Consider the following 17387-nt stretch of genomic DNA (forward strand, 5'->3'; position numbering starts at 1 on the left):
AATCTAAAGGAGAGATAAAATGTTATTTTTAACACTGTTTTTCATCTTTACATATGGGTACTTAGTAGTCAACGGAAAATTATTTCATGAGACATTAATTGAGAATACAAAATTCGAAATTAAAAAGGCAAGCAATCCTGAATTGAAACATCCACCTGAATTAGTAGGTAAACTTATTGTAATTACATTATATATGCTACTATTCATCGTATTAATAATTGTCTACCTAGTAAAAGCAATTAGCATAGACCCATACTTATACCCGACATTGACTATGATTGGTTTGTCATTCATCGGCAGTTTATTCACAAAAAAAGAAGATTTAACAGATGAAAAACAAGCACGTAAGAAGCTAACAAGGGTTGAACAAAAGTATACTCTTAAAGGCACTGTGTCAAATCTAGTCAGATTTACATACTTTGTCTACATGTTCTTAGTATTAGTAGAATTAATTTAATAAGGAGGACTCATATGAGGTCAGTTAAAGAAGAATTTACATCTGTTAGAAAATTAGTGTTACATATGCTTGAGCATTACCCAGAAACACGATCTAATGATAACTTATTATATCTCAAATGTGCCAAATATTTAGGAATGACATCACTTGACGAGATGGCAAACTCTGACTTGAGCATTGTAACGGTTCACAAAGAAAGGCAGAAAATACAGAATAAGATGAAACTCTTTCAGCCAACAGATGAAGTGAAAGCAAATAGGAAGCAGCGAGCTAAAGAAGTAAAAGAATACATGATCAGTTAGGAGGTGAGAATATGTCAGTACAAACAAACTCATTAGACCAATTAGTACATGATCTACTTGAACACAGTTTAATTATAAACGAATATAAGCAGCAAAATAAGATGATTGAAACAGATGAATACATAAAACTATTGGATGGATATTTGGAGTTAGCTAAAACTCATAGAGATCAAATCAATGGAATGCAAGAAATATTTTCTGAGGTTGATAAGTTAGGAGGGAGAAAATGAATATTCTAACTGAGTTGAACAAGATCAATAAAAGTATTGAGCGACTGTATAAATTAGCACCATTTACTGATGAGTACAGTGAAGATTATCAGGCATTAACAGAGAGAAAAGTGAAATTACTACATAGGAAAAATCAGTTGCTGGATAGCTTAGGATAAATAAATTAATGAAACACACATTTTATTCAAAACTTTAAAGATAAAGGGAGATTGATAAGTAATGTTAGACAACTTAATTGGGGCACAGATTCTAACCGTAAGAGAAGATTCGATTGAAGTAAAGTTAAATGACAAAGTTTATATTCTAGAAATTGATTCAGATGGTGGGGATTGCTGTGGATATGCTGACTTCACAACTAATTTACTCTATTCTGAGAATGATATCAGGAATCCAATTATAACCAACGTATCACTTGAAGATGGTGAGAGTGATTATGCGGATTCATCTGTAGTTACTTTTTACGGAGAATCAAAACCTCTTGCAACAATTGAAAGTGAAGCTGGTAGTGGCAGTGGGTGGCATTACGGTGCATTTGTATCATTAAGATGTAGGGCACTGGATATTGATGAAGATTTAGCTTCATGGTAATTAGACAATACATTAAATAAATTAAAATAAGGAAGGTTGATGAAGGATGAAAAAGAAACTTATGGTAACTATCATGGCTGCAGTAACAATTATTATGGCAGGGTGTACATCGGAGGCAGATACCGTATCACATAACTTATCAAAATCTGCAGACTCATTTGATGTTCAAAGGAAAGTAGTATTCTTCAATGGTATTACCGACAACTATCTGTTAACCATCGAAGGATTGTGCTCAATTGATGTGGATGATGCGAAAAAGATTTCTGTAACTTGTAAGGTTGGAGATGATCAATACAAAAAGCATTACCTTGGACTAAGTGATAATGTTAGTTATTTCGTGGAACAGACAGACGCAAAGTATGAAGATGCTTATCATTATAAAGTGTTATTCCGTCCAGAAACAATTGTTCCTGATATTGATCTTCAGACAAGTGGTGAGTAAAGCAAATAGAATATAAGATTAGTTTTATAAAGAAATGGAGGATGAAAAATATGCAAGAAAAGAAGTTAAATATTTTAGGATTTGAAGTTATGAAGTATGAAGAGGGATCTTTCTCAAACGGAAACAACTGGTGCATGTATTATCCGGGTGGCAGATTTAGAGCAAGTAAGTTTAGGTATATTGTTTTAGCAGCAATCAAGAAGAGATTCGGCTTTAAAGAGTGGTATAAATAAAATCAAGAATTCATTTGGAGAGATTACGATGGCAAAAGTATATAAAGTTTCTTTATATGTAACTGACTATAATGAGGAATATCAAAATGGTGAACATTTAAAGGTTAATCTACAGGAAAACCTTGATGATTTATGGGTAGGCACTAGTCACTTAGAGATTCAAGAATCTAAAGAGTTTGAATGGGATGATGAATTACCGATCAATAAAACTAAAGCAAGTAAAGAGGATTTTGAGAACTGTTTTAAATGAAATCTGGGTTGCATAAGGAGGTAATTATTTGAGTGGATTGAGATTAGCCATTTCACCAGTGACCGATAGAGTTTACGCAGGAAAGATGAATAAAGACGGAACGCTTCATCAAAGTAGTAAAACAGATGTTACAAATGACTTTATCGGATCGGTCATTGCTCGATGGAACGGATATCAAGAAACAATAACTGCTGGAGATAAAAAGTATTTAATAAGTGTCAAAGAAATAGACTAAAAATAACATTATAAAGAACAAAATATAAGTTATTTAGCACAAAAAGACTACTATAACGAACAAAATTCGCAATAAAATCGTTCTTTTATTGGAGGTGAAATCATGGAATTCAGGTTTATGAACGGAAGTAAGCTAGAAGCCCTGAAATCATCAACTACCACAAGGGGTAAAAGAGCTAATTTCATAAAGTGGCTAAAACCCTTGAAAATCAAGGAAAATGGTAAATCACGATAAAACCATGTTTTTATTAGAAATAAATTAATTATATTTTTCAAATTTAATATTTACAAAAATGGTTTGAAGTTGGTATAATAGTAGAAAAGGAGATGTTTTAAATGATCAAGGCAATTTTTTCAGAATTCAGTGAGGAATATGGATTGCCAGTCACATTAGGACTGAAAGAATTTGACACTGTTAATATTCAAGAGGCTCATAATAAAGCCAAAACGTATGCTGATATTTTGGAAGAAGTAAGAGGTAAAAGCGTTGAGTATATGTTGGAAAACAAGAACGGCATCATTGTTGCTCTTACCTAGCTGAAATATGCTAGGCTTATAAATATAAATAAATTAATGTAAAGAGGAGTGATTAATATAGGTATTAATGTACTTTCATTATTCGATGGTCAATCATGTGGAGCTGAAGCACTCAAGCGAACCACACATAAAGTAGATAACTATTTTGCAAGTGAGATAGAGGATTCTGCGATTAAGGTTGCATTAAGAAACCATCCTCACATAGATCCAATTGGAGATATAAATAACTTAACAGAGGAAAAATTAAAGAATTGCCCTAAGATAGATTTGATCCTATCGGGCAGCCCGTGCCAGGGCTTCTCAAGAAACGGTAAAGGATTAAACTTTGATGATCCACGAAGTAGTCTATTTTTCAAATTTATAGAGATTGTTAAGTGGGTTAGGGAAAACAATAACCCAGATGTAAAATTCCTGCTCGAAAATGTAGTCATGAAGAAAGAATGGGAAACTGTAATAGATAATTATACAGGGCAAAAAGCAATGTTAATTAATTCAGAATTACTATCTGCTCAGAAAAGACCTCGACTGTATTGGACTAACATTGAAGGGGTAGAGCAGCCACAAGACAAAGGAATTAAGCTCAAAGACATCTTAGAAGAAAATGTTTCGAGTGATTATGACGTTCCAGAGCAAATCTTAAAAAGCAAACCTGTTGAATTTTATGATAAAGATGGCAATCTGCTCTGGAGAAGAGAGCGTTTCATTGAGGTAGTAGGAGATCAAGCAATCGTCAGACAAGCGACTAAATTAGGATATCTAATTGCTGAAGATGGAGATAGTATTAACCTGTCACTTCCAAATTCTAAAACAAGAAGAGGGAGAGTCGGTAAGGGAAAAAGCAATACATTAGATACACAATGCAATCAAGCTGTTTTTATTGATGGAAGAGTAAGATACTTTACATTGACCGAGTTGGAAAGACTGCAGACATTGACTGATGGCTATACTAAAGGAATCAAAGATTCAGCAAGAAAGAAAGCCATTGGTAACGGTTGGACAGTTGATGTAATTGCTCACATATTGTCTTATATGAAATAAATTTACATAAAACTTCAATTTTAACTAGATTGATACATAAATAACTTTATATAATAGCAGCCCTCAGCCAAACGAATGACTATTTGAGGAGATGAAAGGAGTATGAATGTTGATTTCAAGTTTGAGTTAGGTGACGAAGTAAGCACTGAAAATACCGATAAAAAGGGGATTGTTAAAACTAGAAAGTTTGAAGAATCAATAAGAAATGGATCAGTTGTTCCAATGATTAGATACTATGTGGACTTTGGCATTCAAGCATTTAACTGGTTTGACGAAGATAAATTAACATTCGCAAATGATGGTGACATCAAAGTTTCACCTGAAACAGATAAGTTTCTCCTTGAAGGATTACTTAGGAATGAGATTGATCGCCATTTAAGTCACAGAGACTTCGATACTGTATCCAAATTAACTAAACAACTCAATGAATTACATAAAGGGAAGGTGTCTGAATGAACATGTTTAAACCGGATCAATCAACCATCAGTGAGAATAAAAAAGAACGTCTTAATGACTGTGTAGAGAAGTTAGATTCATCCTTTGGTCAACTGCTGGACACATTAGAGAATCACGACTTCGAGCCTGATCAATGGGAGAAAATTGATAAGCTCCTTACTACTTGTGACCTACAAATTGAAGATGTAAAAGAAGAAATAAAATATTCATAAATACGCTTGACTTATTAAGTTAAATAAATTAATATAAAGATACAGACGATGGAGTGATTGGGAGAGGTTACTTCCTCAAATAAAGTGAGGTGAATGTATGGAAGAAATTAAGCAATTGGTTATTGGAAGTTTACTCATGGGAGGGATCATCGGATTCTGCTTAGGGGTTCTAATTATGGGAGTACTATTCACACTTAGTCAGCAAAAATACTATTTACATAGAAAAGGTGATTCATATGAGTAAGGAAATGAAATTGAAAGTAATCGACATTAAGCTTCAGGCATATAGAAAAATTGTTCTTCAACTGGAGAATGAAATGGAAGAATTGTACAAAGAAAAAGATGAAGTAATGGAAGTTGAATAAGGTTATATAATTGCTGTATAATATCACTATACGAACAAGTATTCGGTGGTGATTATCATTCGTGCAAATATTACGGACGAAGAATTGAATATGATCAATGAAAAAATCTATCTTAAGACGGAAATTGAGGTCTTGAATAAAAAACTGATTTCATCTGAAAATATCAACCAAAAACACTTAGAATCAGTCATAAACATGAAGAATAATGAGTTAAAACAGGTAAATTCATTCTTAAACAAGCATCACATTTCAATGGGAGAGATTGAAAAAATTGATGATATGTTTATAAGGGTGTATTACTCAGTCAAAGTTGATGGAGGATTTAAAGAGGGGTTTCAGCAAATTTGGCGAGCTGCTTACCTTTTTAACTTAAAGAAGAGAATGAGTAAATATATAAATGTGAGGTGAAGATATGCTACTTCAATTAGATGAACACTACCGCATAGTAGCCAGTGATAAACTAAACTATTCACTTGAGAAATACGAAGAAACAATTGATTTAAAGTCAAAAGAGCGAACTGGTGAATTTAAGTGGAAGGTATTGGGACATTACGGATTCCAATTGAACCATGCATTAAAGCGATATGCTACTGAGAAGATTCGAGACATAGACAAAGCAACAGCGCATGAGTTAATCGACAGATTAAATGAATTAAGTAGACATATTGATAAAGTGGTAAAGAAAGAGAATATTATCTTCGTTCCTAAAGAGCGTAAGAAAGATGAATGATCGTTTCTGCGAAGTATGCAATGAATACATAAATCCAATGCAGGTACATATTCTTTGTCTGAAGGATGATAAAGAGTCGCATGAACTTGTTGGTCATAAAGAATGTATTGATGAACTAGAGATCAAAGTTAAGTCAATAAAGAATCTTAACAAAAAGAAAGTTAAGGAAATTTTAGAATTAATTTAAAAAACTACTTGTATTATATAAAATAATTTAATATAATCATAGTAATGACTTGGAAGGTGTGAGAACAATGTAGGGCATGGGAAACATCCTCATATCAGTATTTACCAATAAAAACACTAGAATAGGAGAATGAATGTTTATGTATAATCGCAAAAAGAATAATGGCTTTGGATCACGTACTATTTTTAGCAATACTCACGAAGTAAAGTATAACCCTAACAAAAAGTTTGCTGCAACTATGGAAGTTGATGGTGAGACTAAACTACTCACAACTGAAGGTACTGTTCGATCTCAAGTAGTTGCAGAATTCCATGCTATTGCTAAGTCAGTCGGTGCTAAGTTTGACGGTAAGATTTATCCTGTAAACAAATAATAATTTAATATTAAAGGGGATGGGGAAGTGAGTTATTATACTCGTAAAAGGTTTCTCGTTGAGGTTGTCAAGGTAGCTGATTCGGATGGATTCCTCCAGAATGAGGACACAGATTACTATCCAGTCAGTAACGGAGATGTAATACTGAAAGATGGAACAGGGAGATTATTTACGGTAACAGAAGATCATTTTAATGAAAATTACTTAGAAGTTGAGAAAGTGGAGAAGAAACCTTTGAGCAATTTTACTTACGAACAAATGGCTGCAGGATATCAAGCTATGGCTAATTTAGATCAGGAAGAGGATGCTGAATACATACAGAAGTTGAAGAATAACTTAAGTGATAAACCTTGTTAATATAAAATAAACTAATGTGAAAGAGGTAATAGAATGAAACTATACACTAAAACAGTTTGCCCAAAATGTATTGTAGTTAAAGCTCAACTAGAAGAAGAAGGAATTCAGTATGAAGCAGTGAATATTGATACTGATTCATCAGCAAAAGAACTGCTAGTGAACAAAGGCTTCATGGGTGTGCCTATTGCAGAACACGAAGGAGTATTCTACTCAACAGTACCTTCTATTCAGGAATTAATCCAGACACTAAAATGATTGCTTATTCATCAAGGACTGGAAATGTAAAGGACATTGTAAGAAGACTAGGCTTACCTTCTACTGAGATAAGTGAACGGTTGGAAATCAATCGTCCTTTTATTTTATTCACATATACCGATGGACTAGGAAACACTCCCGATACTGTATTAAAATTCATGAAGAGTGAAGGCAACAGTGAAAACATAAGAGGGGTAATTGCATCTGGTAATTTAAACTTTGGTTTATCCTTTTGTAAATGTGCAGATGAAATAAGTAAATTATACAGTGTTCCAATTATTAATAAGATTGATCTAAGAGGCTCTGAGTCTGACTTGGAGGTAATTAGGAATAAATACAGAAAATTAATTGAGGTGATGGATTAAGAATGAAAGAATATTTAAAACTCAACAATGAAGTCCTGAATACATACACGCTTACTGGTGAGGTAGACAGAGAAAAAGATAAAGAAGCAGCGAAGAAATACTTTTTAGATGAAATAAATAAGCAAACAGTGTTCTTTCACAACCTTAAGGAGAAATTGGATTACTTGGTTGAGGAAGATTACTATGAAGAAGACTTCTTAAAATTGTATGATTTCAATTTCATCAAGAAAGTATTCAAAATTGCATATAGTTATAAATTTAGATTTCCATCTTTTATGAGTGCTTTTAAGTTTTATAATAACTATGCACTTAAAACCAGAGATGGGAAGAATATTCTTGAGCGTTACGAGGATCGGATGGCAATCATTGCTCTCTATCTTGCTAACGGAGATAACGATTTAGCATTAAGATCCATTAAACATATGATGGAATCTTACCAAACTGCAACACCAACAACCTTAAACTGTGGTAAAAAGGCTCGTGGAGAATTTGTCTCCTGCTTTAAACTGATGGTCGATGATTCGATGAATAGTATTGCCCATAATATTGGAAACGCTCTGCAGCTATCTAAGTTGGGCGGTGGCGTGGGAATCTCCCTTATTGATTTACGTTGCTCAAGTGACCCGATTAAAGGTGTTGAGAATAGAGCTAGTGGAGTAATGCCTGTTGCAAAATTACTTGAAAACAGCTTCTCCTATGCAAACCAATTAGGGGCTAGAGCTGGAAGTGGTGTGGTATGGTTACATATTTTCCACGGTGATATCATTGACTTCTTATCAGCTAAAAAACCTAACGCAGATGACAAAATTAGATTAGCAACATTGTCTACTGGAATTGTTATTCCTGATATCTTTTTTGAATTAATGAAAGAAGATAAAGATATCTTTTTGTTTAGTCCATACGATATTCAAAAGAAGTATGGAAAACGAATGTCTGAGATTAATATGTCAGAAGTTTACTATGAGCTTTTAGATGATCCCAATGTTAGGAAACTGAAGAAAGTAAATGCACGTAAACTATACACTGAAGTAAAGAAGACTCAAATTGAATCAGGCTACCCATTTGAAATGTATGAGGATAATGTAAACAAAGCAAATCCATTGAATAAAATTGGAAAAGTAAAAATTTCCAATCTTTGCACGGAGGTGCTTCAGCTACAAGAAAACTCAATCATCAATGATTATGATGAGGTTGATCTCATTGGGCAAGACGTATCCTGTAACTTAGGATCATTGAATATTAGTGAGGCAGTAAAATCCAGCAACTTTGAAGAATTAATTAAGACATCTGTTGATCTATTAACTGCTGTTTCAGATATGACTAATATTTCAAATGTACCATCGGTTGCCAGAGGAAACAAGGAAATGCACTCAATCGGATTGGGAGTTATGAATACTCATGGTCACTTGATGGATAATGGAATGAAATACGGTGATAAAGATTCAATTAACTTTGTAGATGTTCTATTTGCAGCTATTAACTATCATTCTCTGAAAGCATCAAATGAAATTGCAAAGAAGAGGAAAGAGACATTTAAAGGTTTTGAAAATACTACATATGCAGATGGATCTTATTTTGATAATTATATTAATACTTCCATTGAACCGGAATCAAATAAGGTGTTAAAAGCATTAGGGAATATTGAGCCAATTACCAATGAACAGTGGCAACAACTGAAAGAGGACGTAGCCAAATATGGTCTATATCATTCCTATAGACTTTGTGTAGCTCCTACGGGCAGTATTTCATACGTGAGATCAGCAACAGCCTCTCTATCCCCAATCACAGAGAGAGTTGAGGTTCGTGATTATGGAGATAGTCGAACAATCTATCCAATGCCATTCTTAACGAAAGAAAATCATCAAGACTACGAGGAAGCATATGAGATGGATATGTTTAAAATGGTTGATTTGTACGCAACTGCACAGAAACATGTTGATCAAGGTCTTTCAATGACATTATATATTACTGATGAGTGGGATACTGAGCGACTAACAAGACTTTATTATTACGCTTGGTTAAAGGGTATAAAAACTACTTATTACGTAAGACAAAGAATGAGGAAATTGGAGGACTGTGTTGGATGCTCAATTTAAAACAATTTGAAGCCGTAAACTGGAATCGACCTACAAGTGACTTAGCAGATGTTTTTTGGAAGCAACAAACTAAACAATATTGGCTAGAAACAGAAGTACCAGTATCAAAAGACTTATTGAAATGGAAATCATTCGAACACCAAGATAAGTATAAAAAAGTATTGGGTGGCTTAACGCTGCTCGATACTATCCAAACAAATATTGGTATGAATGAGATTTCTAAGTTCACAGATGATCTTCAAGAAAAAGCAGTACTGAGTTTATTTGGTGCTATGGAAGCTATTCATGCTCGTAGTTACAGTTATATATTCACAACTTTATGTTCAAATCAGGAAATTGATGAAGTGTTCGAATGGGTAAAAGAAAACGAGTACCTTCAATACAAAGCAAAGAAAATCAGTGAGCAATATAAAGGAATAACTGATAAAGAATCACTATGGAAAGCAATGTTTTCCTCAGTACTATTAGAAAGTTTCTTATTTTATAGTGGATTCTTCTACCCATTGTATTTAGCTGGTCAAGGTATCTTGAAAAATAGTGCTGAAGTAATCAGTTTGATTTTAAGGGATTAATTAGTAGTCCTCCTTTAAAGCAATTTAAAGGTAATAAACCTCTTTAATTGTCTGGGAAGTCCCACTGGGATGATCAGCAGCGAAGTTTTGTGTGTGGTAGCACAAGGAGTGAAATATGGGAGCAAAATCTTATAAAGGTATTTATGTAATACATATTAACGGTAAACCCTATGTCGGTAAGGATTCTAATATTTTTCAATCAAATAGGCTAACTACCCATCTTAACTATCTCAGAAAAGGCACTCATTATAATAATGAGATGCAAACAGACTATGATGAATATGGTGAAAGTTCACTAATCTATTCAATACTTGCTTTTAGCATTGACTATAGCGAAGATGATTTAAGAATACTTGAACAAGAGTATGTGAAAAAGCTTAATTCATTTGAAGATGGGTATAATCAAACCCTTGGGGGAGTAGGGATGCTAGGTTATACATATCCACCGGAGATATTAGAAAAACGAAGTATTGCGTTGACTGGTGAAAACAATCCTGCTTCAAAATTGACAAATGCTGAATTCTTTCAGATAGTTGATCTCTTTAGAAAGGGATACACTAACGATGAAATAGCCGACTTATATAGTGTTCATCCCAGATATGTGTCATTAATTAGGCATAAAAAACGCTTTAAGCGACTTTGGGAAAGCATTAATTATACACCTGAGAAGTCAACTAAGGGGAAAGAGAAAAGAATGATTACATATAACGTTTATTCCGACATAATGACTATGATTGAAAATGGCTGCACAAATGCTGATATTGAAAGAAAGTACTCTCTTTCAGGAGGTACGGGGAGTAGAATTAGGCACGGTAAATTATACAGAGATTACTTTGAAGAATACAATAATGTTAAATAATCTAATACCACACACTTAAAACGTTCAACGACTATCGAAAGCACACTTAAAAGTGGAAGCGAGTAGAGTAGGTTATAAGCGATTGATAACCGAAATGGGAGGCATCTTACAAAGATGAAGATATAGTCTGATCTGCATGGTAACATGTAGCTGACCTTTGAGGTCGGGTAGAAATTAGCGATTTCTGCTGAACATAAATGGAATCATTACATGGGGTTGCAGTAGGGTACTTTGCTCAAAACTTATTCAAACAATTCCCTCAAGAAACTCAAGACAAGTTGAAGGTATGGGGCTATGAGTTCCTATACGATCTTTATCAAAATGAAGTTAAATACACTGAGGAAATTTACAGTGAACTTGGATTGTCTGCAGAAGTTAAAAAATATGTTAGATATAATGCCAACAAAGCATTGATGAATCTGGGACTAGATAAAATGTTTGATGATGAAGTAATTGATCCAATTGTTATGAATGGGATTAGAACAGACAGTGTTACTCATGATTTCTTCAGTCAAAAAGGAAATTCATATACTATTGCAAATGTAAAGGCGATTACTGACGATACATTTAAATTTTAAATTAAATAAACCAATATAAAAGGGAGAGATTACATGTCAAAAATGGACGAAATGATCATTGTAGCACCACGAAAAGAAGTATTAGATAACGAGAAATTAACGTTCCAAGGTATTTTAACTGATGATGCTAAGACTAAAGAAATCGTATCGAATATGGCTCGTACATACTCGGTTATGCGTAGGGGAGATGCTGAAGAGAATCCAAATTATAAGCAGCCTATTCCTTACGTTGCTATCCGTAGAGAGGGTGAGTTATTTACTTATACTCGCTTACAAGGTGGAGGAGAGAAGCGTCTACATAATCAAGTGTCTGCTGGTGTAGGTGGACATCTTAATGATGTTGAAGGCGAAGACTTCTATGGAGTAGTAGCAGATGGATTACAACGTGAATTAGAAGAAGAACTGTTTATCAATAAAGACAAACTATCACTTACAACAATTGGACTGATTAATGATGATGAAAATCCTGTAGGTAAAGTACATCTTGGTATGTTGGTAATTGGTGATTTGCCAGTTGATGAAGAAGTTTCTGTCCGTGAAACTGACCAACTTAAAGGTGAATGGATCAAGATTGATGATTTAAAGAAACCAGACGTGTATGATTCACTTGAGTCTTGGTCACAGTTTGTTGCTGATATTTTGGTAAAATAATAAACCGTAGCAGGAAGGGTGTCAATCACTCTTCCTCTTTACATAAAAGGGAGAGAAACTATGAATAAATCACCGGAAGAATTATTCAATGAGTACGATTACCTATGCAGAAACACTGTATATAAAATGTTTAAGAATCCAGATGCTTTAGCCAACCAAAGAAGAATGCAGAAAGAGGATCTAATCTCAATGGCTAGAGAAGGATTATGGAAAGCTTGTTTAAAGTGGCAGCCTGAAGGTGGAAGGACATTTAAGAATTTTGCAATCCATCACATCCGTTGGGAATTAAGTCAACGATTAGAGAAAGAATCAAGAATATTTAAATTCTCAGGCACAATTAAAACGGATAGAGATTTCAAATTAACTGCACAATTAGCAGTAGATAGTATGGATGCTCAGTTGAAAAATGATGAAGAGTCAAATACATATCATGATGTAATTGGAAATGGCTACAACTTAGAAGACGAAATAATGAATAATGATCTTGTTGAATACATAAAAGATACTGTTTCTCCCGAAGTAATGGATATGATCGTTTTACGTTCAGAAGGAAATACACTTGAAACAATAGCTAATAAGTATGGATTGAGTAGAGAAAGAATTAGGCAGAAAATTAAACAGGTAAGAAAGCATTTGAAGGATATTGATAAATGGGAGGTCGATGCTGTTTGATTAAAGCAGATAAATACTTTTTAGATAATCTAAGAAAAATTAAAGAAGAAGGTGTAACCGATCTTTCAGGAAAAGTTAGACCTAAATATAAAACAGATGGTGCTCCAGCCCATACTAAATACATAACTTTTGTTAATGAAGAGTACGACTTATCTAAAGGTGAGTTTCCTATTTCATCACTAAGACCAGTAGCATTCAAAATGGCAATTGGTGAGATGCTTGCTTTTTATCAGGATCAAACAAATGACTTATCAATCATGAAGGAAAAGTATAAACTTGGTTGGTGGGAAGATTGGGAAGTTGATAACTCTAATACAATCGGTATTAGATATGGTGAAACTATCAGGCGGTATGACCTACTCAATCAACTCCTTGATACATTGAACAATGATATGTTCAGCAGACGTAAAATCATTAACATGTGGCAAGAAAAGGACTTCATTGATGATTCTAAAGGGTTAAAACCTTGTTTCTATATGACTAATTGGGAAGTCAGAGTAATAGATGATGAGGTATATTTAGACCTTCATCTTACTTCTCGCAGCTCAGATTATTCGGTTGCTGGAGTAATTAACCGTACTCAATATGTTGCCTTACAGATGATGATTGCTAAACACTTTGGATTCAAACTGGGTAAATTCAGCGTCTTCACATCTAATCTTCACTATTACTTACGTCACGAGGATCAAGTTGAAGAGTTGTTAAGCCGTAAGCCATCCGGTAAACAACCATATATTAAGTTAAATGTTCCTGAGAAAACAAACTTCTACAATATTAAACTTAGTGATTTTGAGTTAGTTGATTTTGAGTGCGAGTACCCTCAGTTACAATTTGATTTAGGAGTGTGAATATGTCAATTATTCTCGTGGCAGCCATAGACCAGACCTTTGCAATTGGACATAAAGGAAAGTTATTAAGCAAACAATCAGAAGACTTAAAACACTTTAAGAAGCTGACTGAAAACCAATTTATTGTTATGGGGAGAAAAACTTATGAAAGTATCGGAAAGCCTCTTCCCAACCGTCATAATTTAGTCATATCCAGTAAAGCACATAAACTTGATTATGATCCTGAAGTTAGTTTATTTTCATCTGTATCTGAGGTTCTAGCTCATTATAATGACTATGCAGAGAAAAATATAGACCTCTACATAATAGGTGGAGGTACTATCTATGAGCAATTCTTACCGTTTGCTGATGAAATGTATTTAACCATCATTCAATACAAATTTAAGAAAGCTGATACATATTATCCTAAGTTCAATTTTGATGAGTGGAATGATAAATTAATTAAGGTTACCAAGCCCGATCAAAACAACGAATATGAGTGTTACTTTAAGCATTACACTCGTAAACAAGCAAACTAATATTATTTTAAATAAATTAATATTTATTGTTGACTTATATAAAATAAACTGATATTATTGAGTACAAGAGATGGAGAACAAATCCTGATCTTGTACTTATTTTAATTTAGGGGGAGTTATAAATGTGTTTAGCAAGTAAATTTATTAATAAGTTTGAAGATTTAATGCAGGACATTTCTGCAGAACATAAGCGACTAGGTAAAGAAGTTTCTAAATACGACACCTTAGTTTCTGATCATTACCATAAAATTGAGACAGAGAAATTCAACGCATGTGAAGGGTATTATTTAGCTAAACAGTTGCAAGAAACACTCCGGAAGAGAAGGTTAGTTAAAGATGAGTTCACAAAAATTAACTCTATGTATCAAATTATGACTGGGAATATTCAGGGGACATTAGAAAAATCTAAAACAAGTGTAGAAAGAGCAAAAAAGAAGGCAATGAAGTGGCAAAAAGATTGGGGTACATACGATTTAGATGAAATAAGTCATTGATATACTATATGTAGTGTTGAAAGTATGAAGTAAACACAATATATAGTAATAAATTTACAATGAAATCCCTCTTTTATTGAGAGGGGATAATTTAAGCAATTTAAAGGAGGTGATCACTTGCGAAACAACCGTGACATCTATGAAAAATTCTACAACATTAAATTTGAGAATGAAAGACATACATTTTCTGAGACTGAGAGTTATCGAGATAAGAAGTGTTTAGACGTTCGATTCCCATCAGGAGAAAATAAGCCAAGTGAAGTTACAATTAGTTATTTAGTAAAATAAATTAATACATAATGGTGATTAAATGAGAAAGTTAGATGGAGATAAGTTAGTTAGGGATATGGATGCACGGATGAAGAATCTGCTGCAGATGGTTGATAGAGACTTTGGTGGAAATACAAATAAGTTATATGACCAGTATTGGGAATTGAAATATTGGAAGGAGTCTATATTACGTTCAGATTACGATTCTGAGGAGGGTTGATAGTGGTCAGTCACTTACCTTATAAGAACAAACTGATCTATATGCTGCAGACTAAATTAGGGTTAGAATTACAGGAAGATTTACATAAAGATATTGATTATGCGTTACATGATTATGGTAGGGAATGCGTAAAGGTAATTGAGGATGAGAAGTTGTATTGGAGAGATAAAGCGATAGGGGTGTGAGTGGATATTATGGAAAACCAAGTTAAATTAACTGACGATGAATTGTGTACTATTCAAACAGCTTTAGAATTGAATATTAGAGGTGTAGAAAAGTATGCAGAAGTTAATGGATATTCTGCATTAGATTTTCAAACAAAGAGTGCTTACAATGAAATGCAAAAACTTTACAAAAGATTAAATGAAGAATATTTTTAAATTAAAACGAAACAAATGTCCATTTAAAAGGGGAATTTTATTTGGAGAAGGGGTTGGTTAGAAGTGTGGAAAGTTTCTGATTATAAATGCAGAGAAAGAGACAATGGATGTGAGGTACAGATTGAAGAATTTTTTCTTCTTAGTAATACAGAGTCAGCAGAAGTTAAATGGGTAAATGAGTATGAGTTTTTACAACTTAAAAGTTTGGGATTGTTATCGTGAAAGAGGAAGTTATCACACTGTCAATGAGATGGGTGCTCAAGAAAAAGATACCAAGGACAACTTTTTCAGTTAACGTTCAGAAAGAAAGTGACAAAGCTATTTGTGTAAACACGACTCAACTAGAATCATTTTTCTATGCTGGGTGGCTACCTAAAAAGGAACTGATGAAGAGAATTCAAAAATAGATAATTCTAAATGAGGAGTGATCAAATGAAAACAGCATATGACTTGATGGATAGGTTTTATCAATTAGATCAATACTTAGTGGCTTTAAATTCAGCAAAGAGTTCATTAAGTACATATAATGAAGAATTTGGTGAAGGTAATCCAGAAGTGGGAATATTGGATCGACTATCTGTGGAGATATTAGAAGAAAGAGATGAGTTGGAAAAGAAGCTAAAGTCGATTGAAATATGAGGAGGAAACAAATGTACAAAAGTAATAGCGAATCAAACGACTTATTCATAGTCGCTAATGTGGATGAACAAGGTAATGTGATTAACTTTCCAATGGGTGGAGGTAGCAGCACAAAACCTTCTGTAAAAGCTCACATATCTCAAAAAAGTGCTGAAAGATCACGAAAATTCTTTCCTAACTCAAAAGTTGTAAAAGTTACTGGTTTTAAAGTAGTAAATGATTAATAGTAAAAAGTTTGTGAATTTCAAGACACTATAAACGTTGATTTAATAAGATTTCTAAAATTTATTCACAATCTTTTTTACGATGAAATACCAATTTTATTGTAAATAAACTAATGTAAAGGAGTGGTTAGTTGAGTAAGGAACTTAAACTCACACTAAATGAGATTCCTCCCTCTGTAAATCACTATATGGGATATAGAGGAGTCAGGAAAGGTAAAGGTTGCATGGTAATGGCATACACTAAACCTGAATCTAAACAGTTTCAGAAGTCATTTGAGAAGTATGCTAAGGAGCAGGTTAAACTTCAGAATTGGGACATAGAGAACACACGACATATTCATCATTACATGGATTGTATATTCTACTTTGATCGCACTGATAAGGACTCACAGAACTATTTTAAAGTGATGTGTGATGTTCTTAATGGTATAGCTTACATAGATGATAAAACCATTTTAACTCGTACTCATGAACAATACTATGATTCTAACAATCCACGTATTGAAATTGTCATTAGACCAGTTGAGTACAGAGGAATATTTAAATCAGAAATACATATGGATCAGTTTGAAGAAAAGTGCAAGGAATGTAAAAGGTTTAGTAGGAATTGCTCGATACTGAAAAAGGCTAAAGAAGGTCGAATTCAGGAAGAAATTAATGAGGATTATGAATGTGAGAAATTTAATCCGGTTAAGAAATAACACTTTTAATTGTTATAGGACAATCAGCAAGCTACATAGATAATTACTAAAAGG

Annotated in this window: 35 protein-coding genes; all 35 read left to right on the forward strand. The window is 33.5% G+C overall.

Features of this window, described 5'->3' with window-relative positions; genetic code table 11:
• The first annotated feature begins 19 nt into the window (after positions 1–19).
• The 35 genes from ACXAFV_RS13890 to ACXAFV_RS14060 all read left to right on the forward strand — a co-directional run bounded on the left by ACXAFV_RS13890 (position 20) and on the right by ACXAFV_RS14060 (position 17333).
• Entirely contained in the window at positions 20–457 is a 438-nt protein-coding gene (locus tag ACXAFV_RS13890; RefSeq protein WP_475127301.1) for a hypothetical protein, read from the forward strand.
• A 14-nt stretch (positions 458–471) separates the two neighbouring features.
• A complete protein-coding gene (locus ACXAFV_RS13895) occupies positions 472–759 on the forward strand; it encodes a hypothetical protein (RefSeq protein WP_475127302.1) in 288 nt (95 codons plus the stop codon).
• Between the two features lie 11 nt (positions 760–770).
• Positions 771–989 carry a hypothetical protein gene (locus tag ACXAFV_RS13900; protein WP_475127304.1) on the forward strand — a complete coding sequence of 73 codons (219 nt, stop codon included), beginning with the start codon at positions 771–773 and terminating at the stop codon, positions 987–989.
• Positions 986–1147 carry a hypothetical protein gene (locus ACXAFV_RS13905; protein ID WP_475127306.1) on the forward strand — a complete coding sequence of 54 codons (162 nt, stop codon included), beginning with the start codon at positions 986–988 and terminating at the stop codon, positions 1145–1147. Before ACXAFV_RS13900 ends, ACXAFV_RS13905 begins: the two co-directional genes overlap by 4 nt.
• A 61-nt stretch (positions 1148–1208) precedes the next feature.
• A complete protein-coding gene (locus ACXAFV_RS13910) occupies positions 1209–1577 on the forward strand; it encodes a DUF7448 domain-containing protein (protein WP_475127308.1) in 369 nt (122 codons plus the stop codon).
• 46 nt (positions 1578–1623) lie between these two features.
• Entirely contained in the window at positions 1624–2019 is a 396-nt protein-coding gene (locus ACXAFV_RS13915; protein WP_475127309.1) for a beta-sandwich lipoprotein, read from the forward strand.
• 50 nt (positions 2020–2069) lie between these two features.
• Positions 2070–2252: a hypothetical protein gene (locus tag ACXAFV_RS13920; RefSeq protein ID WP_475127311.1), complete on the forward strand. Its 183-nt coding sequence runs from the start codon at positions 2070–2072 to the stop codon at positions 2250–2252.
• 28 nt (positions 2253–2280) lie between these two features.
• A complete protein-coding gene (locus ACXAFV_RS13925; protein ID WP_475127313.1) occupies positions 2281–2502 on the forward strand; it encodes a hypothetical protein in 222 nt (73 codons plus the stop codon).
• Positions 2503–2530: 28 nt separating this feature from the next.
• Positions 2531–2737 (forward strand): DUF7446 family protein, encoded by a 207-nt coding sequence (locus ACXAFV_RS13930; RefSeq protein ID WP_475127314.1) that lies wholly within the window; start codon positions 2531–2533, stop codon positions 2735–2737.
• A 335-nt stretch (positions 2738–3072) separates the two neighbouring features.
• Positions 3073–3273 (forward strand): hypothetical protein, encoded by a 201-nt coding sequence (locus ACXAFV_RS13935; protein ID WP_475127316.1) that lies wholly within the window; start codon positions 3073–3075, stop codon positions 3271–3273.
• Positions 3274–3321: 48 nt separating this feature from the next.
• Positions 3322–4311 carry a DNA cytosine methyltransferase gene (locus ACXAFV_RS13940; RefSeq protein WP_475127317.1) on the forward strand — a complete coding sequence of 330 codons (990 nt, stop codon included), beginning with the start codon at positions 3322–3324 and terminating at the stop codon, positions 4309–4311.
• 102 nt (positions 4312–4413) lie between these two features.
• A complete protein-coding gene (locus ACXAFV_RS13945; protein ID WP_475127319.1) occupies positions 4414–4767 on the forward strand; it encodes a hypothetical protein in 354 nt (117 codons plus the stop codon).
• Positions 4764–4979 carry a hypothetical protein gene (locus ACXAFV_RS13950; protein WP_475127321.1) on the forward strand — a complete coding sequence of 72 codons (216 nt, stop codon included), beginning with the start codon at positions 4764–4766 and terminating at the stop codon, positions 4977–4979. The genes ACXAFV_RS13945 and ACXAFV_RS13950 overlap by 4 nt, the downstream gene beginning before the upstream one ends.
• 97 nt (positions 4980–5076) lie before the next feature.
• Positions 5077–5223, forward strand: coding sequence for a hypothetical protein (locus ACXAFV_RS13955; RefSeq protein WP_475127322.1), 147 nt, complete (start codon positions 5077–5079; stop codon positions 5221–5223).
• Positions 5216–5344 (forward strand): hypothetical protein, encoded by a 129-nt coding sequence (locus tag ACXAFV_RS13960; RefSeq protein WP_475127323.1) that lies wholly within the window; start codon positions 5216–5218, stop codon positions 5342–5344. Before ACXAFV_RS13955 ends, ACXAFV_RS13960 begins: the two co-directional genes overlap by 8 nt.
• Before the next feature lie 48 nt (positions 5345–5392).
• A complete protein-coding gene (locus ACXAFV_RS13965; protein WP_475127325.1) occupies positions 5393–5752 on the forward strand; it encodes a YhjD family protein in 360 nt (119 codons plus the stop codon).
• Positions 5753–5756: 4 nt separating this feature from the next.
• Positions 5757–6074: a hypothetical protein gene (locus tag ACXAFV_RS13970; RefSeq protein ID WP_475127327.1), complete on the forward strand. Its 318-nt coding sequence runs from the start codon at positions 5757–5759 to the stop codon at positions 6072–6074.
• A gap of 326 nt (positions 6075–6400) precedes the next feature.
• Positions 6401–6634: a hypothetical protein gene (locus ACXAFV_RS13975; protein WP_475127328.1), complete on the forward strand. Its 234-nt coding sequence runs from the start codon at positions 6401–6403 to the stop codon at positions 6632–6634.
• Positions 6635–6661: 27 nt separating this feature from the next.
• Positions 6662–6991, forward strand: a complete 330-nt coding sequence (locus ACXAFV_RS13980; protein ID WP_475127330.1) for a hypothetical protein — start codon at positions 6662–6664, stop codon at positions 6989–6991.
• A 33-nt stretch (positions 6992–7024) separates the two neighbouring features.
• Positions 7025–7246 (forward strand): glutaredoxin family protein, encoded by a 222-nt coding sequence (locus ACXAFV_RS13985; RefSeq protein ID WP_475127331.1) that lies wholly within the window; start codon positions 7025–7027, stop codon positions 7244–7246.
• On the forward strand, positions 7243–7611 hold the full coding sequence (gene nrdI / locus ACXAFV_RS13990) for a class Ib ribonucleoside-diphosphate reductase assembly flavoprotein NrdI (RefSeq protein WP_475127333.1): 369 nt from the start codon (positions 7243–7245) through the stop codon (positions 7609–7611). The genes ACXAFV_RS13985 and nrdI overlap by 4 nt, the downstream gene beginning before the upstream one ends.
• A 2-nt stretch (positions 7612–7613) precedes the next feature.
• On the forward strand, positions 7614–9707 hold the full coding sequence (gene nrdE / locus ACXAFV_RS13995; RefSeq protein ID WP_475127334.1) for a class 1b ribonucleoside-diphosphate reductase subunit alpha: 2094 nt from the start codon (positions 7614–7616) through the stop codon (positions 9705–9707).
• Positions 9695–10279, forward strand: a complete 585-nt coding sequence (locus tag ACXAFV_RS14000; RefSeq protein WP_475127335.1) for a ribonucleotide-diphosphate reductase subunit beta — start codon at positions 9695–9697, stop codon at positions 10277–10279. The genes nrdE and ACXAFV_RS14000 overlap by 13 nt, the downstream gene beginning before the upstream one ends.
• Positions 10280–10394: 115 nt before the next feature.
• Positions 10395–11138: a nuclease gene (locus ACXAFV_RS14005; RefSeq protein ID WP_475127337.1), complete on the forward strand. Its 744-nt coding sequence runs from the start codon at positions 10395–10397 to the stop codon at positions 11136–11138.
• Between the two features lie 197 nt (positions 11139–11335).
• Positions 11336–11716 carry a ribonucleotide-diphosphate reductase subunit beta gene (locus ACXAFV_RS14010; protein ID WP_475127339.1) on the forward strand — a complete coding sequence of 127 codons (381 nt, stop codon included), beginning with the start codon at positions 11336–11338 and terminating at the stop codon, positions 11714–11716.
• Between the two features lie 33 nt (positions 11717–11749).
• Positions 11750–12367 carry a hypothetical protein gene (locus ACXAFV_RS14015; protein WP_475127341.1) on the forward strand — a complete coding sequence of 206 codons (618 nt, stop codon included), beginning with the start codon at positions 11750–11752 and terminating at the stop codon, positions 12365–12367.
• Positions 12368–12427: 60 nt separating this feature from the next.
• A complete protein-coding gene (locus tag ACXAFV_RS14020) occupies positions 12428–13039 on the forward strand; it encodes a sigma-70 family RNA polymerase sigma factor (RefSeq protein ID WP_475127343.1) in 612 nt (203 codons plus the stop codon).
• Complete coding sequence (locus ACXAFV_RS14025) at positions 13036–13887, forward strand: thymidylate synthase (protein WP_475127345.1); 852 nt, start codon at positions 13036–13038, stop codon at positions 13885–13887. The genes ACXAFV_RS14020 and ACXAFV_RS14025 overlap by 4 nt, the downstream gene beginning before the upstream one ends.
• A 2-nt stretch (positions 13888–13889) precedes the next feature.
• Positions 13890–14405, forward strand: a complete 516-nt coding sequence (locus ACXAFV_RS14030) for a dihydrofolate reductase (RefSeq protein WP_475127347.1) — start codon at positions 13890–13892, stop codon at positions 14403–14405.
• A gap of 122 nt (positions 14406–14527) precedes the next feature.
• A complete protein-coding gene (locus ACXAFV_RS14035) occupies positions 14528–14899 on the forward strand; it encodes a hypothetical protein (RefSeq protein WP_475127349.1) in 372 nt (123 codons plus the stop codon).
• A 492-nt stretch (positions 14900–15391) separates the two neighbouring features.
• Positions 15392–15574, forward strand: coding sequence for a hypothetical protein (locus tag ACXAFV_RS14040; RefSeq protein ID WP_475127351.1), 183 nt, complete (start codon positions 15392–15394; stop codon positions 15572–15574).
• On the forward strand, positions 15575–15769 hold the full coding sequence (locus tag ACXAFV_RS14045) for a hypothetical protein (RefSeq protein ID WP_475127352.1): 195 nt from the start codon (positions 15575–15577) through the stop codon (positions 15767–15769). It abuts the gene before it with no gap.
• Between the two features lie 432 nt (positions 15770–16201).
• Positions 16202–16408, forward strand: coding sequence for a hypothetical protein (locus ACXAFV_RS14050; protein WP_475127353.1), 207 nt, complete (start codon positions 16202–16204; stop codon positions 16406–16408).
• A gap of 11 nt (positions 16409–16419) precedes the next feature.
• On the forward strand, positions 16420–16632 hold the full coding sequence (locus ACXAFV_RS14055) for a hypothetical protein (protein ID WP_475127354.1): 213 nt from the start codon (positions 16420–16422) through the stop codon (positions 16630–16632).
• 131 nt (positions 16633–16763) lie between these two features.
• The gene (locus ACXAFV_RS14060; RefSeq protein WP_475127355.1) at positions 16764–17333 is read left to right on the forward strand and encodes a RusA family crossover junction endodeoxyribonuclease; all 570 of its coding nucleotides are present in this window, start codon (positions 16764–16766) and stop codon (positions 17331–17333) included.
• The last annotated feature ends 54 nt before the right edge of the window (positions 17334–17387 follow it).

The sequence above is a fragment of the Rossellomorea sp. ABR4_012 genome, from assembly GCF_056159545.1.

What these genes read in the sequence shown, in the direction of transcription:
- ACXAFV_RS13900 (WP_475127304.1), top strand. Translation starts at nt 771, where the DNA reads ATGTCAGTACAAACAAACTCATTAGACCAATTAGTACATGATCTACTT.
- nrdE (WP_475127334.1), top strand. Translation starts at nt 7,614, where the DNA reads ATGAAAGAATATTTAAAACTCAACAATGAAGTCCTGAATACATACACG.
- ACXAFV_RS13960 (WP_475127323.1), top strand. Translation starts at nt 5,216, where the DNA reads ATGAGTAAGGAAATGAAATTGAAAGTAATCGACATTAAGCTTCAGGCA.
- ACXAFV_RS13985 (WP_475127331.1), top strand. Translation starts at nt 7,025, where the DNA reads ATGAAACTATACACTAAAACAGTTTGCCCAAAATGTATTGTAGTTAAA.
- ACXAFV_RS13945 (WP_475127319.1), top strand. Translation starts at nt 4,414, where the DNA reads ATGAATGTTGATTTCAAGTTTGAGTTAGGTGACGAAGTAAGCACTGAA.
- ACXAFV_RS14010 (WP_475127339.1), top strand. Translation starts at nt 11,336, where the DNA reads ATGGAATCATTACATGGGGTTGCAGTAGGGTACTTTGCTCAAAACTTA.
- ACXAFV_RS14015 (WP_475127341.1), top strand. Translation starts at nt 11,750, where the DNA reads ATGTCAAAAATGGACGAAATGATCATTGTAGCACCACGAAAAGAAGTA.
- ACXAFV_RS13890 (WP_475127301.1), top strand. Translation starts at nt 20, where the DNA reads ATGTTATTTTTAACACTGTTTTTCATCTTTACATATGGGTACTTAGTA.
- ACXAFV_RS13970 (WP_475127327.1), top strand. Translation starts at nt 5,757, where the DNA reads ATGCTACTTCAATTAGATGAACACTACCGCATAGTAGCCAGTGATAAA.
- ACXAFV_RS13920 (WP_475127311.1), top strand. Translation starts at nt 2,070, where the DNA reads ATGCAAGAAAAGAAGTTAAATATTTTAGGATTTGAAGTTATGAAGTAT.
- ACXAFV_RS14000 (WP_475127335.1), top strand. Translation starts at nt 9,695, where the DNA reads ATGCTCAATTTAAAACAATTTGAAGCCGTAAACTGGAATCGACCTACA.
- ACXAFV_RS13955 (WP_475127322.1), top strand. Translation starts at nt 5,077, where the DNA reads ATGGAAGAAATTAAGCAATTGGTTATTGGAAGTTTACTCATGGGAGGG.
- ACXAFV_RS14055 (WP_475127354.1), top strand. Translation starts at nt 16,420, where the DNA reads ATGTACAAAAGTAATAGCGAATCAAACGACTTATTCATAGTCGCTAAT.
- ACXAFV_RS14035 (WP_475127349.1), top strand. Translation starts at nt 14,528, where the DNA reads ATGTGTTTAGCAAGTAAATTTATTAATAAGTTTGAAGATTTAATGCAG.
- ACXAFV_RS13915 (WP_475127309.1), top strand. Translation starts at nt 1,624, where the DNA reads ATGAAAAAGAAACTTATGGTAACTATCATGGCTGCAGTAACAATTATT.
- ACXAFV_RS13925 (WP_475127313.1), top strand. Translation starts at nt 2,281, where the DNA reads ATGGCAAAAGTATATAAAGTTTCTTTATATGTAACTGACTATAATGAG.
- ACXAFV_RS13975 (WP_475127328.1), top strand. Translation starts at nt 6,401, where the DNA reads ATGTATAATCGCAAAAAGAATAATGGCTTTGGATCACGTACTATTTTT.
- ACXAFV_RS13905 (WP_475127306.1), top strand. Translation starts at nt 986, where the DNA reads ATGAATATTCTAACTGAGTTGAACAAGATCAATAAAAGTATTGAGCGA.
- nrdI (WP_475127333.1), top strand. Translation starts at nt 7,243, where the DNA reads ATGATTGCTTATTCATCAAGGACTGGAAATGTAAAGGACATTGTAAGA.
- ACXAFV_RS13935 (WP_475127316.1), top strand. Translation starts at nt 3,073, where the DNA reads ATGATCAAGGCAATTTTTTCAGAATTCAGTGAGGAATATGGATTGCCA.
- ACXAFV_RS14050 (WP_475127353.1), top strand. Translation starts at nt 16,202, where the DNA reads ATGAAAACAGCATATGACTTGATGGATAGGTTTTATCAATTAGATCAA.
- ACXAFV_RS13950 (WP_475127321.1), top strand. Translation starts at nt 4,764, where the DNA reads ATGAACATGTTTAAACCGGATCAATCAACCATCAGTGAGAATAAAAAA.
- ACXAFV_RS14020 (WP_475127343.1), top strand. Translation starts at nt 12,428, where the DNA reads ATGAATAAATCACCGGAAGAATTATTCAATGAGTACGATTACCTATGC.
- ACXAFV_RS14030 (WP_475127347.1), top strand. Translation starts at nt 13,890, where the DNA reads ATGTCAATTATTCTCGTGGCAGCCATAGACCAGACCTTTGCAATTGGA.
- ACXAFV_RS13910 (WP_475127308.1), top strand. Translation starts at nt 1,209, where the DNA reads ATGTTAGACAACTTAATTGGGGCACAGATTCTAACCGTAAGAGAAGAT.
- ACXAFV_RS13895 (WP_475127302.1), top strand. Translation starts at nt 472, where the DNA reads ATGAGGTCAGTTAAAGAAGAATTTACATCTGTTAGAAAATTAGTGTTA.
- ACXAFV_RS14005 (WP_475127337.1), top strand. Translation starts at nt 10,395, where the DNA reads ATGGGAGCAAAATCTTATAAAGGTATTTATGTAATACATATTAACGGT.